The sequence below is a fragment of the Streptomyces sp. NPDC001933 genome (assembly GCF_042890955.1).
Lineage (GTDB): Bacteria > Actinomycetota > Actinomycetes > Streptomycetales > Streptomycetaceae > Streptomyces.
The window spans coordinates 37,758-51,739 of record NZ_JBIASS010000034.1 but is presented as its reverse complement, the minus strand read 5'-3'; the positions used below and the strand labels follow the sequence as shown (position 1 = coordinate 51,739).

10 protein-coding genes are annotated in these 13,982 nt (G+C 66.2%); 3 read left to right on the top strand and 7 right to left on the bottom strand.

From position 1 onward, the window contains the following. Nucleotides 1-957 precede the first annotated feature (957 nt). On the bottom strand, nucleotides 958-1,407 hold the full coding sequence (locus tag ACFYY7_RS40910) for a hypothetical protein (protein ID WP_388670104.1): 450 nt from the start codon (nucleotides 1,405-1,407) through the stop codon (nucleotides 958-960). 1,305 nt (nucleotides 1,408-2,712) lie between these two features. Here ACFYY7_RS40910 and ACFYY7_RS40905 point away from each other — a divergent pair. Beyond that, nucleotides 2,713-3,231, top strand: a complete 519-nt coding sequence (locus ACFYY7_RS40905; protein ID WP_388670100.1) for a cupin domain-containing protein — start codon at nucleotides 2,713-2,715, stop codon at nucleotides 3,229-3,231. 341 nt (nucleotides 3,232-3,572) lie between these two features. Here ACFYY7_RS40905 and ACFYY7_RS40900 read toward each other — a convergent pair whose 3' ends face one another. From ACFYY7_RS40900 to ACFYY7_RS40885, 4 genes are all read right to left on the bottom strand, one after another. After that, entirely contained in the window at nucleotides 3,573-3,776 is a 204-nt protein-coding gene (locus ACFYY7_RS40900; RefSeq protein WP_388670097.1) for a hypothetical protein, read from the bottom strand. Nucleotides 3,777-4,078: 302 nt separating this feature from the next. Further along, nucleotides 4,079-4,465, bottom strand: a complete 387-nt coding sequence (locus tag ACFYY7_RS40895) for a DUF6009 family protein (protein WP_376320368.1) — start codon at nucleotides 4,463-4,465, stop codon at nucleotides 4,079-4,081. A gap of 126 nt (nucleotides 4,466-4,591) precedes the next feature. Beyond that, nucleotides 4,592-6,133: a phage/plasmid primase, P4 family gene (locus tag ACFYY7_RS40890; protein WP_388670094.1), complete on the bottom strand. Its 1,542-nt coding sequence runs from the start codon at nucleotides 6,131-6,133 to the stop codon at nucleotides 4,592-4,594. After that, on the bottom strand, nucleotides 6,130-7,206 hold the full coding sequence (locus ACFYY7_RS40885) for a bifunctional DNA primase/polymerase (protein WP_388670091.1): 1,077 nt from the start codon (nucleotides 7,204-7,206) through the stop codon (nucleotides 6,130-6,132). Before ACFYY7_RS40885 ends, ACFYY7_RS40890 begins: the two co-directional genes overlap by 4 nt. 1,289 nt (nucleotides 7,207-8,495) lie before the next feature. Here ACFYY7_RS40885 and ACFYY7_RS40880 point away from each other — a divergent pair. Together ACFYY7_RS40880 and ACFYY7_RS40875 are read left to right on the top strand one after the other, a co-directional pair. Continuing rightward, nucleotides 8,496-8,975, top strand: a complete 480-nt coding sequence (locus tag ACFYY7_RS40880; protein WP_388670088.1) for a hypothetical protein — start codon at nucleotides 8,496-8,498, stop codon at nucleotides 8,973-8,975. Nucleotides 8,976-9,417: 442 nt separating this feature from the next. Then, entirely contained in the window at nucleotides 9,418-10,740 is a 1,323-nt protein-coding gene (locus ACFYY7_RS40875) for a winged helix-turn-helix domain-containing protein (protein ID WP_388670086.1), read from the top strand. A gap of 555 nt (nucleotides 10,741-11,295) precedes the next feature. Here ACFYY7_RS40875 and ACFYY7_RS40870 read toward each other — a convergent pair. Both ACFYY7_RS40870 and ACFYY7_RS40865 read right to left on the bottom strand, forming a co-directional pair. After that, entirely contained in the window at nucleotides 11,296-11,769 is a 474-nt protein-coding gene (locus tag ACFYY7_RS40870) for a hypothetical protein (protein WP_388670084.1), read from the bottom strand. A gap of 542 nt (nucleotides 11,770-12,311) precedes the next feature. Next, nucleotides 12,312-13,379: a class I SAM-dependent DNA methyltransferase gene (locus ACFYY7_RS40865; RefSeq protein WP_388670081.1), complete on the bottom strand. Its 1,068-nt coding sequence runs from the start codon at nucleotides 13,377-13,379 to the stop codon at nucleotides 12,312-12,314. Nucleotides 13,380-13,982 lie beyond the last annotated feature (603 nt).

Here is a 13,982-nt window from a genome sequence, read left to right as displayed (position 1 = left end):
TTCCAGCGTGACGCCGGGTTCACGGTTGCGCGCGACCCGCACGACGTCCTCGCGGAACTCCTTCGGATACGGCTTGGGCACTGCAACATCCTTCCGGGCCGCCTCTCAGCAAGCCAGGTCAGGTGTCACTTATCCGTGCAGCAGTCCCCACTGACCCCCTCCCCCACAGGGCAGCCGGTGTACATACCTGTCAGGCACAACCGGAAGCGTCCACCCCGTCACCGGAACCCTGGGAAATCCGACGAAGCCGAATCCGCCGCTACGCGAGTGCGGGCAGGCGCCCAGGGCAAGAATCGCAACCTCTGTATCGTTTGGAGCGGAGTCTCGGCTCCGTTTTCATCCTCCCGATAAGGGATAACAGCAGAGTCGTAGAGCCTCGCACACCACCGTGCGGGGCTTTTACGTTGCTCGAGAGCACGGCCACTTCAGCGGCACCACTCTCTCCGCCGCCCCGGGGGATCCGGTGCCTCGCCAGCTGCACCCAGCGCTGCACTCGTCCGCCGTCCGCCGCTCGAGGCCTCCCCTCGCCTGCTGCCCATCGGCGCCCCGCGGCCTCCACCGGACGCACGCTATACCTCGGCCCGCCACGCCCCCTCTCGCTTCCTTCATCGCCTCGTCGCCGTACCCGGCGTCGAGCAGCAGCTCGGCGCGCGTTCGACAGTGTTCCGCTTCTTGTCGAAGCCGGGTGGCCGTCCGCCGTGTGAGCCTGCAGAGCGGGTATCCACGCTCGAGAGGGCTGTGTCAGGCATCTCCCATAACGCCAATGACGCTGGATTCCGACCGACTGCGTTTCTAGGCCCATCCTTAGGATCGCTCCTGACGAAGTTCCGGAGCTACCCTCCAGTTTGACCCACCAGGGCACCAGCCGCCTCATCGGCCACACACCGACAAGAACGACGCTCTGCCACTCCCCTCAACGGTCATCGGCTGGCAGCCGCCAGCCGTGCAGAACCATTGTCAGGTGCTGTTGATGCGGTCTTCCGGATCGGTTGCGGTGATCTCAGCTATTGCAAGGCGTGCTTCCTCGCGTACATCCGGGTCAAGGTGGTGAAGGAAGGAGTCGATGAGCGGGTAGGCCCGCAGGTCACGCGTGGCGCCGAAGATATAGAGAGTGTGCGCAAGGAGTTCGCGTTCCATCGTCGGCATGGCCTGGGCCAGCGGTTCGACAAGGCCCAGGGGCAGGTTGTGGCAGTTGAACGCTTCGCTGATCGAGTTCAAGGCGGACTCACGGACGTTGGTCACGGGGTCGTTGACGGCCACGCCGACGAGGCGTCCGACGATCAGGCAGGCGGATTCGGTGTCGAGCGCGGTGCCACGCAGGAGATCTCCGAGTGCTGCGGCGGCGACGTCTCGTTTGTCTGGATTGCGGTCGGTCGGCGTCTCCAGGACTGTGAGCAGTTCCTTCACTTGGAGCCCGTCTCGATGCGCTCGACCAGAACGTTGCTCTCGGCACGGCAGCGTTTCTCGTCTCGAGTGCTGTCTCCTGCCCGGGGTGGTGCTCGATGTTGCGGCGAAACCGGCGGGTGGGGTCGCATTCGGGTCCGTATCCGTTGTGTCGGGAATCGTGGGCAGTGAGTGGGTGGCACTTACGGCAGCACTGGTGCCGGCGGCTGTTCTCTGGTGCTCTGATGAGGGCTTGTTGCTGGTCCCGACCATCTCGGTCCCTGGCACAAGTGTCCTGGGCTCGGTGGCAGGGTGGCGAGTGCTCGCGGACTGCGATCACCGATACGTGACAGAGGTGTGCCCGGCAGGTTGAAGCCGCTGTCTGGTCTGGGGTGGTGGTCTGTCCGGGAGTGGTGCGATGAGCTGTGTGTCTGATGACAGGTCGGACCAACGACACGATTAGCAAGCCGTGAACATGTGGTGAGCTGAACAGATAGGCTGGGCCTGACGCCAGACGGCCACTCAGGACTGAGATGTGCCGGACGGAGTCACCAAGGCAGAGGAAAGGCCCCGCTGGAGTCCCGGGTGGTTGCACACCCAGGAGCGGGGCCGGACCGACACCCACCCTCTCGAGAAGAAGGTGCCAGTTCTGTGGCAAAGAATACCCGGATCACCGGGGATACAGACAGTGGGACCCGGCAGTCCGCCGTGAAGATCACACCGGCGACGCACCGCTCGGGCCCTGTCACCACTACCCGCGTCATCGCATGACCGCGCAGGGCGAGGTCCTCCTCGTCTGCCTCTCCCCCGGCAACCCCGGCCCCGACTGGGAGTTTCCCGCCGAGGAACTTGTGCACGCGCGCCCGGCCGAAGAACCGACCACAGCCGACAGGCCGACGCCATCTTCATCGACGGCCTGCGCACCGGGGCCTTTCGCCCTGGCCTCCGCGTGAAGGGCGTCCGCTCCGCGCCCGGCCTCTTCGAGCTCACCTGGGACGGGAACGGCCGCACCAGGGCTGGCGAAAATTCCGGGCGAGCGGCACATCATCTGGCATCGCATTGGCACTCATGACATCCTCGCTCGCTCGTAGGCCGTCAGCGCTGACGAGCGAATACTGTCAAGTCGTTGTCGCACCTTGCGGTCTGGTGCTGGAGGGGGCGAGAACGTACAACAGGGGCTCGCCCCATGTAGCCCAACGCTTCAGCTGCACTTGCCCTGGTTAGGGCCCCAGCCCTCAGCCCCGGCCAAACCGAGATCATCCGCAAGTCCGATGCCCCTTCTGGACGCGGAGCAACCATGCTGGTGGGACCTGCCAAGAGGAGCGCATCATGTCGTCCCCGGAATACCTTGAGTACCCGGAAGCCCGCTACCGCGGCGACAAGGGTGAAGTAAACGCGGCCTTCCGCCCGGCCGACAGCCCACCGGACATCTCCTCACCTGGCGCCTCTACCCACTACCTCGCCACCAACGAGTCGACCGGCGGCGAATTCGGCCTGTACAAGGTGGAGCTGGGTGCACGGTCCGCTGGGGCCAAGACCCACTTCCACAAGGCGATGTCGGAATCCTTCTACATTCTTTCCGGCGAACTGGAGCTGTACAACGGCGATAAGTGGGTCACGGGCCGCGCGGGCGACTTCCTGTACGTACCGGTCGGCGGCCTGCACGCCTTCAAAAACGTGACCGACGAGCCCATGTCCATGCTCATGCTCTTCTCCCCAGGCGCCCCACGCGAGGAGTACTTCGAGCGGGTCGGGGAGATGGCGCAGCGCGGTAGCGAAGAGCTTAAGCAGTTTCGCATCCGACACGACAGTTACTTCCTTGAAGACTTCGAGCCCGGGGAGAAGTAGTTCGGAACCGTTGCAGGGCTACCGCTCCCCCACCGCGACAGCTACTCCATGGCAGGCCCGGCCTGTACAAGTTCGCCAACGGTGTCGCTGCAATGCCGCGGTCATGGCGTTGTCACCAGGTGGCTATCCGAGCCGGACGGTGTTCAGGACCGTCAAGCGGCGCAGCGGCCGGTTCATCTGGTTGGTGAGGGTGACGGCGTGCCTGTCTTTGTGAACGTCGGACGGACCTGTCGTAGCTGGAGGTCAGTCCGCGTACATGAGGATGAGACACAGAGCTGCGAAGGGCACGACGGACCCGCCGAGCAGCGCCAGCGCTGCCGGGACCGCCGCCGTCAGCTGTTTCATTGCCCTTTCGCCGGGCCCGGGCGGAACACTACGCGGGCCAGGATGAGCGGCAGCGCCACGAGGGCGAGGAAGGTCATCGGCATCAAGAACCGGCTGAACGCGGTGGTATCGGCGACCAGGTGCCAGGTGTTCGTGCCGTAGAACACTGCTGGGCCGGCCAGTAGGTAGAAGGAGAGGCCCAGCGCCATGGCGATGGTCACTCGTTCCGTCGGCTGCTCGGCCCGCGCATGCTCCTGGCGAGCTTCCGCTATCGCTCTGTCTCCCATGCCGATTCCCCCAGTTGTCGCAGTTCGGTGTCGCTACGACCGGCGCTTCGGTCGGACTGCTCAGTCCGTGGCTGGCAGAAGACGAGAGCGTCAGGGCCCGGAGTGGCGGATACTGCGCTGTCGTTCTGCTGAGCCTCCTGTCCGCCTGAGGTCTCGTGGTCGACGGAGTCGGGCTCCTCGCCAGGACGAGAATGGCGGGACGGTGCTTCCGACGGTGCGCTCGGTATCGCCAGGGTTCAGGTGCTGGGGGCTGCTATTGCTGCGGCGGGGCCGCGTTGGGAGCGGGGGGTTTTGTCGCCGACGCGCTTGGGTTCGATGGTGCGGGGATCGACGGCTTCGCCTGGGGCGCCTTCGTGGTAGGGCCCGTCGGGGCTGGCGTCGCGGTCGTGCGGGAGGAGGAAGAAGACGCGGCGGAGCTGGAGGCCGCTGTCGGGGTCGGCTTCGGCGTGGGCGTCGAGTTCGGTGTAGCCGACCATGCGTCCGTCGCGTTCGTAGCGGGGCTTGCCGCGACGGCGGGCGGTCTTGTCGAGTGCCTGGCGTACGTAGTCGAGGTCGTCGGGGTTCTCCAGCCACACCACGGCGCTCTCGTGGCGGAGGTCGCTCTCGGTCAGCAGCGAGCTCATGGCTGCAGCCCCTTTTCGTTGTCGGTGGCCGGTTGCGGGCCTGGGTGGATGCGGTGAGCACAATCCCTGGTGGGGGCACCGTGCTCATGGTAGGCCGGATTGGCCCAGGTGTGTCGGGCTCTGTGGTCAGGCATGGCCGGCCTGGGGTTCGTCGTCGGTGAGAAGGCCGAGGCCGGGGTAGTACTTCTTGCCGCTGGATTTCATCATGTCGGCGGGTGAGGCGAGGGAGAGTTCCTGGCGCACGCGGGTGGCGAAGGCGCGGGCGGTGGCGGGGCGGATGCCTTCGCCGGCGCTGCACCAGCTGCTGTAGGTGGTGTACAGCAGGCCCTGCTCGACGCGGAGGTCGCCGCTGTCGGTGGTACAGCACTCGGTGAGGAAGCGGCCGATGTGGTCTTCGGTGGTGGCGTAGGCCGCGGTGGCGATGCGGACGGTTGCGGGGCCGGCGAGAGGGTCGCGGGTGTCGAGGTAGCGCTGGGCGCCATCGATGAGCCACTGGAGAATGCCGGGGCCTTCGCTCTGGACGAGTTCCTTGGCCAGGTTGTCGATCTTGCGAGCGGCGGGGACGACGCGTTCGAAGGGGATGAGGCGGATCCGGCGCCAGAAGGCGTGGCCGCCGGTGCCGACTTCGGGTCGGTGGTTGCCGAGCAGCCAGAGTTTGTGGGTGGGGTTGAAGCTGAAGTAGTCCTGGCGCATGCGGCGGGCCATGATGCGGTCGCCGCCGGTCAGAAGCTTGACCCGGGATTCGTCGAATTTGTCGTTGGGTCGCAGTTCGGAGCAGACGACGATGCGCCGGCCGTGGAGTTCGGTGAGTTCGGTGGAGTGCTCGGAGAACTTGCCCTTCTCCATGAGGAAGCCGGGCGGGGCGGCCTGGGCGTAGTCGCCGAGGATCTGGGTCATGACGTCGAGGAGCACGGACTTGCCGTTGGCGCCGGTGCCGTAGAGGAAGGGCAGGACCTGGGCGCCGACGTCGCCGGTGACGGAGTATCCGAGGAGCAGGTGCAGGAAGTGGATGGTCTCCTCGCCCTTGGCGTCGTCGCCGAAGGTGTCGTGGAGGAAGCGGTGCCAGCGGGGGGTTGGCATCGTCTCGGGGGCAACGCTGGTGGCCCGGGAGTGCATGTCGTTTTCGGGGTCGGGCTTGTGGAGGTGGCCGGTGTGGAGGTCGACGACGCCGGCCGGGGTGCACAGGGCGTAGGGGTCGCCGTCCAGGGCGTCGGGGTCCAGAGCAAGTGCCGGGGAGGCTTTGGCCTGCGTGAGCATGGCCTTGATTCCCGGGGTCGACATGGAGCGCCGGCGGTGGGAGGCGAGGTCGCGGTCGGTGAACTGGCCGGTCGGGTCGGTGGCGGGCATCTGTTCGGCCAGATCACCTGCCGCCCATACGGCGGCCTTCTCGCCTCCGGTGCGCTTCCAGCGGTACTGGTCCCAGTGGTACCAGCCAAGGCCTTCGACGTGGCGGAACTGGTCGCCGAACATCACCGCGAACAGTTTGGCGTTGCCGCGGTCGGTGAGCAGCCCGGGGAGCTGGCCCGACAGAATTGGTGGCTCGTGGACGACCGCGGTGGCGGCTCTCTGCTGGGCAGGCAGGCTGGGCTGCTCCGCCTGGGCTTCGAGATCGAGCATCTGCTGCGCAGCGGCAGTGGCGTCGAAGCGCGGGCTGTCGGCGCTGCTCATGGGCGTCCTTTGAGATGGAGCGGCCGGCTTGCGCCGGCGGTCAGGGCAGAGGTGATGACGGCGAGGCTGTGGCGGCTGCGATGCGGCCGGGCGGCGTCCGCGGCCGCGGTGAGCAGGTCGCGGGCCTGGCTGTCGGTGAGGTGGCCGGAGGCGATCAGGCCTCCGGCGGTGTACGCGGCTCGGTTGAGTTTCTCGGTGAAGGCGGTGCCCTCTGGGACTGCTGCGCAGTCTTTTACCTGGTCGATCAGCGGTTCCAGGAGCCGGTGGGCGTGCTTGCGGGCTGGGCGCAGGGTGTGGGGGCGTGGTGGCGGAAGCCGGGTGGGCTGCTGGTTGACCGGGTGGCCTGTGCGCTGGAGTTCGGTGGCGAGCCAGTCGGGCAGGACGGCGGGGGTTCGGGCTGTGCCGACCGGGGTGTAGGTGCCGGCGGAAGTGCGGGTCGTGGGGGTCACGATGTAGCCGCCGGTGGATCGGACATCGACTTGCCAGGCGAGGGCGGTCTTCGGGCTGGAGCCCACCGAGGAGCGGTAGCGGGGGCCTTCAGGGGGTGTCTGGTACCAGATGTGCAGCCCCCCTGAGGGTGTTCGCACGCGCAGGGTGGAGTCGTCGTCGGCCGGGTTTTGCTTGCCTCGGAGAGCCGCCAGCAGGGCGAGGGTGTCGAAACCGGAGGCAAGACCTGCCAGGTTGACGCTTTCATGGATCGGGATGCCGGGCAGGAGCCGGTTCCGGTCGGGGACTTCGGCGCTGTGAGCATCGATGTCGAGGACGACGAGGTCTGCAGGACCACAGGAGACTCCGACTCCGAGCGTGGGGTGGCTGCCCCACCAGGCATCGAGGAGCGCGGGGTTCGTGGTCGCTGCGTGGAAGCCGTGGCACCACCGGCCCGCGGGATGGCAGGGGCAGTCCTGAGGGCTGTGGGGTTCGTTCCGGCACGCCGGGCAGTTGGCGGCCGGAGTCTTGCGGCCCGGGGCCAACGGGTGAACGGGCCAGCCGTTCCCCGCGCACCAGCGGGCAACGTCGTAGGGACTGGCGGTTCCTGTGGAGCGGGAACCGCTGGTCTCACGTTGACGCGGCACTCTGATCGTCCTTGCCGAGGGGCCAATAGCCTGTTCAGTCCCTGCAGCATAAGGCCAGGTCACAGCGCTGCTGCTGCCCGGAAAGGGACTGAAGGGACTGAGTTTTCCAATGAGGCCAGAGCCTACAGCAGCGCACCTGGCCCGGGGGCGGCTGTTCTCTGGTTTTTAGGTCCCTTCAGTCCCTTTGCGGCCTGGGGAGTTGGGCGGTTGCTCCTTGGACAAGCAGCTGATCGGGTCGGTCGACCGGGCGTGTCGGTCCTGACGGAGGTGCGAGGGACTGAAGGGCTGGGCCTGGTTGGCTCCCCATTCAGTCCCTCACGGAAAAGCGCAGGTCAAAGAGCCTTTAGCGCTTGAGTGAGGGACTGAAGGGACTGAAAGTCTCTGTTATGAGCCGCTCAGGATAGAAGACCTTTGTACTCGCGCGTACGCATACACACACGCGTAATGAACGGAACAGGGATATTCAGTCCCTTCAGTCCCTTCAGTCCCCTGGTGAGGCAGCGAAGACGCCTCTGAACTGCGCTTTTGCCAAGGACCGAGCCAGGGACTCAACAGGACGACTCGGTGACCGGGCCCCGGAACAGTAATGCCCTGCCACCCCCGCCCCGGCCTCGAGGTCCGTTTTTCTTGCGAGAGCTCCGAACCGGTGCCCAGCCAGCAGGTCCCACAGAGCCGCCCCTGTGCCGTTGCGGGGTCCGCACTCTGCTGCCCTCACAGACCTGGTCAGAGAGGTTGATCAGCAGCTCAAGGACGCCGCTGCCCGCCCTGCTACTGACTGGCAAGCAGGCCCCATCTGGCGCGGCAGCATTACGGGCGGGCCGGGCCCTGTTGGACGAGCACAGGGCTTCCGGCGGTACGTCTGGAACAAGTACTGATATTCCGCGCTCACAGTTGAAGCCGCTGTCTGGTCTGGGGTGGTGGTCTGTCCGGGAGTGGTGCGATGAGCTGTGTGTCTGATGACAGGTCGGACCAACGACACGATTAGCAAGCCGTGAACATGTGGTGAGCTGAACAGATAGGCTGGGCCTGACGCCAGACGGCCACTCAGGACTGAGATGTGCCGGACGGAGTCACCAAGGCAGAGGAAAGGCCCCGCTGGAGTCCCGGGTGGTTGCACACCCAGGAGCGGGGCCGGACCGACACCCACCCTCTCGAGAAGAAGGTGCCAGTTCTGTGGCAAAGAATACCCGGATCACCGGGGATACAGACAGTGGGACCCGGCAGTCCGCCGTGAAGATCACACCGGCGACGCACCGCTCGGGCCCTGTCACCACTACCCGCGTCATCGCATGACCGCGCAGGGCGAGGTCCTCCTCGTCTGCCTCTCCCCCGGCAACCCCGGCCCCGACTGGGAGTTTCCCGCCGAGGAACTTGTGCACGCGCGCCCGGCCGAAGAACCCACCGCAGCCGAGACCCGCCCGGCGGGACCCGAGCAGGACCAGGCCGTCAACCGGCCCGTCTCCCCCGGCCTCGCCGTCACCCGGCACGCCACCTACGTGGGCAGCGACGGCAAGAGCTGGGCGCGCTGCTTCACCCGCCATGTCTCGGACGGCTTCCCGTACAGCACTGTGCGGTACTTCACCCGTGCGTGGCGCCGCCACCCCGACTACCGGTCGGGGTGCAACGAAACCCTGGACAGCCCCGGCGGCCTGAGTGACCGGATGCAGGACATACTCCGTGCCGCCGGCCGGGACGGGTTCCGCAATGACTTCCTGGCCGGAAAGGCGCAGGGGCAGACCTCACCCAGTAAGGGAGATCAGATGACGTAGCAATGTTCTGAGCGGGAGGCCCTGGGCCCCTTGGCGGGGGCACTACCTCTACCGCTGGCCGCTGGTGTTGGCGCACCGTGCGCGGCCTCTTCACACGGCTCGGTTTGGCGACCGAGCTAAGGCCCGAACTTCCGGAACCGGTTTGGCGACCAGGTCCGGGCAGGTCGAGCGACTTTCAGGTTCCCCATGAACCACTTCACCTTCACGTCACGCAGTGAGAGCTCCCTTTGGCGTTCTCGATAGTGAAAGCAGGTACATAGTGCCGTACGCGGCTGCCGTTTGTCAGCTTCCGCACGCCCGGACGCCCGATTCATGGCAAAAGTCACCCGGCTCCGAGGGCATCCCGTGCCAGAAAACTCCTCACGACACGGACATCCCGCATGACACGTCCGAACGCGTGCACGAGTGCAATGGCAGGCCCGTACTTCGGGAGGCCCTGCGAGTGCCTACGGCCGCTCAGTGGGTCTCCACCACAACCGGCCGCATCACGACCTGCCCCTACTCCTGGATGCAGGCCGTCCACTGGGTAGGCGGCTCCGGCCTCTACGTCCCGTCCCGCATCCACGGACCGAAGTGGGGGCCCACCACTGTGCTCGTCGCCCAGGAGCTGTCCGCGCTCACCGAGTGCCGGCCCGGAGTCGGCTACCTCACCCGCATGTTGAAACTGTCCAGGCGGACCGTGCAGTACCACCTCGACATGCTCCGCGAAGCCGGACTCCTCGTGTACCGCACCAAAGGCACCCGCATCACCGGCAGCATCCGTCAGGCATCCGTATACGAGCGGGTCATCCCCGTCCAGTTCGACGAGGCCCTCGGCATCCGCACGGTGCAGCACGACGAAACCGCCCCCGCACACGCCCGTGTCCCGGTCGGGATCGCCGAAGAGGGACGAAAGCTCATCGGGAAGCTCGCGAAGAAAGCCGCCCGAAAGGTACGCCGCCGCCGCACACGCATCCCCGGTTCGGGCAAGTCGCGTTGCACCCCAATGCAGGGTGGTACCTCAACGTCTTCTCCCACAGCTGTTTCCACCTCTCCCCCTGAGACAGAACTCGCCAGCGGGAGCACCAGTCACCCCACCCAGAAGAAAGCCGGCCACAGGCCGCAGAAGCTGAACAAGACCGGTCGCCGCTACCAGCTCGGACACGAGCTCGTCACCAACGTGCCTTGGCTACAGCACGCTTCCGCCCCCCGCATCTCGTGGATCGCCCGGCACTGCGCCGACGAAGGATGGACATGGCGCGAGGTCCAGGCCGCCGCCGAGGAACACAGCCCCATCGACCCTGCGGACGCCCGCCGGCCGTCCGGCCTCCTCGCCCACCGGATCAAGGGCGCCCACCTGCTGTACGCCGACCCCAACAGCCGCCGCCTCATGGTTCTTGAATGGCAAGAATCCCGGGCACAGGAGCACTTCCGGCGCGCCGGATACGACCAGCCCACGCCGCACCGTGTTCCGACCAGCAGCAGGGTTTGTGAGGCACAGGAGGCGATCAGCGCAGCGTTGCAGGCAGCGAATGCCCCTCTCCCTGCCGGCTCCGACGAGGACAACGAGCCCACGTACGCGGCTGGTGACCTCGACCTGCGCGCGCTCACTCCGCAGGAAATCGGCATCCACCGCGCCTACGCAACCGCCGACCCGGCCTACGTCCGGTCACTGCTTCACACCATGACCGACACCGCGGTCCGCCGGCTCCTCAGCAGCAACCTCGTCGACCAGGCCCTCGCCGCACTCCGCCTGACCCAGGAGGAACCCGTCCCCGCGTTCTGACAGGAGAACTTCATGAACAACAGGCAACACCAGCAACCAGGCCGCAAAGCTCCGGCACCAGGCGAAAGCGCCCGAGGGACGCAGTAACAGCAGCTCCACGGTGGAGCTTGCCCCACTCTCCATCACCCAGGAGGCACCCAGCAGACAAACTCCGTCGGCTCTTCCCGGTGCTGTGCCCCGACCGACAGGTGCGGGAACTCACCGCTGACCGCCTTCGCAATCGGTTCAACGCTCAGTTCGCCGCCGATGGCGAACCGCCACTCAACCCAGCGGAACTGGCACGGCTCTTGGCCGGCGACCTGAAGACGGGCAGCATGGCAACGCGTACAGATGGTCTCTGGGCAACCAATGAAGACTGCTTCGCACCAGTCCAGGAGCAGTCATAACCCTCAGCCGTTCGCTGGCCATCCTGTTTGCTGCAGACGTCACCGACCGGTGTTCTGAGCTCTGCCCGCAGAGCGACAGCCTCATCGAGCCCGCCCGCTAAGCGGTTTCGTTCGGATCACCGGGGTCGTTGGACGGCTGGCGTTTTCCTCTGGTCCGCCCGGTGACCTGTTAGCTCAAGTGATGTCGTGCCCAATCGGAGACGCCGCTCAGCAGGACCGCGGCTTTGACGGGGTCACCGGTTCGGGTGGGCTGATCCACCTCGAAGTCGTGACCAGTCAGGCCGCTTTCGTCCTCGACGATGCGAGCGATGCGATAGGCCAGTTCCATCACCTCCAACGCCGCCGACCCCGAATGGCGATAAGCAACCTCGATATGGGCTGTGTCACCGCAGTAGTCGAGCTGCACGCGTCCCGGGGGACCGACCGTCTCAAGGGTCAGGCTGTACAGGTACTCCTCAGACTCGACAGATCCGATGTCACGCCAGACTCGGCCCAGGATCCGGTCCCACTCGGCCCGTTGCGCGTTGGTGAGCCGGAGCAGGGGCAGGTCGGCATCAGGATCAAAGCCGGCGTTGAGGCGGTCAAGTGTGTCCTGAAGCGTCAGGCCTGGCTGTACCCGCACCAGCATGATGTCGTAGGTCACCGGGTGAATCTACGTATCCATTTGGCTCGTCGGCGACAGTATTGACCGCGCTACCAGAACTGGCTCGCTCGTGGTGATCAACGGGACCGCCTGAGAGACCGAATGCGGCGTCCTTGAACTCCGTCCCACTCCCCCGCGCCCTGCTTCGGCTCCTCGGCGGGCGGCTCGCCAAGCAGATCAACGACAAACTCGGCACCCAAGCCGACCGCGCGACCGTCCTTTGCCAGTCAGCCGGATCAACAACGTCATCAACCTCTGATCCGCATTCCCTCCGCAGCCCTACCCCGAAGCACCAGTGAAGACGCGTGGCACAGCTGCCCCTGGCACTGTGCTGCGCTGTACGCGATCCACTGAAGACCCACAGCACCATCGACGCCGTGACAGCGATAGAGCGACAGACCCACGCCAAGTTTCGCGAACCCGAGATCGCGTTCGCCGATGCCGTAGTGACTCGCAAGGAACAGAAGCCGAGCCCCCCTGCCGCTCGCGAGCATCCGAACTGCACCGGCTACCGCGGAGGGGCCAGCCCGTCTGATGGGCCTTCAACGTCGCCTGACCCCCGCTTCTTGAACAATGCCCCACCACGCCCGGACTCCCCCACCGCGCAGCCATAGAGCCGACCTCAACCGCAATCGCAGGCGCTCGTCGGCACCGGAATACCGAGGACTGTCTCGAATCACGTATCCCGGAGCACAGATGGCACCCAGGAGGGGTGGGACTGAGGCAAGGCGTATACCGCGGTATACGCCTTGCCTCCAACGATCCGGCTCCGAATCAGACCTATGACGTGCGGTGACCAGATCGCTTGAGACCTGGAGACGGTGAGAATCTCGGATGAGGCGGTCTGGGCGAGTGATGCCGGACGCTGCCTCAGTTGATCTCGTCCGGTTACTCAGCCCTTCCGGCTGCCATCGAATTGGAAGTGCCAGATGACCGCGATCGGGGAATCGTCCAAGGCCACGGCCGACGCTTCCGGGCACCAGTGCAACAAGTCCCAGGACACAGGGGCCGGGAGTGGGTCCGGGGCAGTGCCGGGATCGAGGGAATGGCGCGGGCGGCGGGGTTCCTCGCAATGCCGGACTGGAAGTCCAGCGGAAGGACGGCGGCGAGCTAAGCGCTGAGCGGACGGTGGTGCTCGGCGAGGACGGGCGGCCGTCCGGACCGGGACGGCGGGCCAGGGCCGGCCGGAGATAGGACACCAGTAGGTGTGCATCCGAGATCACGAGGCTTCCGCCAGAGCGCAGGACCCGCGCGAACTTCGCCAATACGGGAGCCAGACCGGGTACGTGCGTCAGGGCAAGCGCGCAGACGACGGTGTCGACCGCATTGCCGGGAAGTGGCAGCCGGTGCAGGCCAACCTTGTGAAAGGCAACATCTGGCAGGCGCTTACGGGCCTGGGCGAGCATTTCCGGTGAGGCATCGACGCCGATCACATCGTGCCCGAGTGCCTGCAGGCAGGTGGTGTGACGGCCGGTGCCGCAGGCCGCGTCCAGCCCTGTCCCGACGGGCAGGCCGTCCAGGATGCGCCGGACAACGGGCTGCTCTATGGCAATTATTTGGTTACCGGGGGAGTCATAGTGCGGCGCCCAGGATTGGTAGACGTCGGCCATGCTGATCGTGCCCGGACTCGCTGTGACCCCTCGGCCTGCACGAGAGCGGGCGTGTCCAGCAGGGCGCAGATCTCAGCGATCCGGGCTCCGACGAACGCTCGGCCGGCGCTTCCTTCCCTGAAGCCGCGCAGCAAGGCAGCACCCTCGACGCCCAGCAGATATCCCAGGAGACTCAGATAGGCCATCCCACGGACGGTACGGACACACACCGACCACTCCACCGGTCTTCCTGGGCTTCGACCGGTGCCATCGGCGGGCCACATCACCTGCGACTACAAGCGCATCAGACCGAGCCACCTGAGACCGAACCAAGCCGACTGAAGCGGGACGGCCTCGGCCTGTTCGAAGCCCCCGTCACTGCCCCGCCTCGACAGAGCAAGACCAGTCCCACCAAAGTCTGATCGCGCCACGATGAGCCTGTACGAGAATCAAAGAAGCCAGGCGAAGGGGCTACTCAGGATTCCCAGCGGCATAGCTGTGTGAGCGCCTGCTCCGTCCCGCACCAGGCAATCGCGGCGCGAACCCAGATACACATCGCCATAGGCCCCTACGCGCTCGCGGGGCCGAATCCCCCCGGCCCGCACGACGGCCGCCGCCTCGAGC

Bases quoted from the DNA above. Each gene is read 5' to 3' on its own strand.
- ACFYY7_RS40895 (WP_376320368.1), bottom strand. From the start codon at position 4,465: ATGAGCTCGCTGCTGACCGAGAGCGACCTCCGCCACGAGAGCGCCGTG.
- ACFYY7_RS40890 (WP_388670094.1), bottom strand. From the start codon at position 6,133: ATGAGCAGCGCCGACAGCCCGCGCTTCGACGCCACTGCCGCTGCGCAG.
- ACFYY7_RS40865 (WP_388670081.1), bottom strand. From the start codon at position 13,379: ATGGCCGACGTCTACCAATCCTGGGCGCCGCACTATGACTCCCCCGGT.
- ACFYY7_RS40905 (WP_388670100.1), top strand. From the start codon at position 2,713: ATGTCGTCCCCGGAATACCTTGAGTACCCGGAAGCCCGCTACCGCGGC.
- ACFYY7_RS40880 (WP_388670088.1), top strand. From the start codon at position 8,496: ATGACCGCGCAGGGCGAGGTCCTCCTCGTCTGCCTCTCCCCCGGCAAC.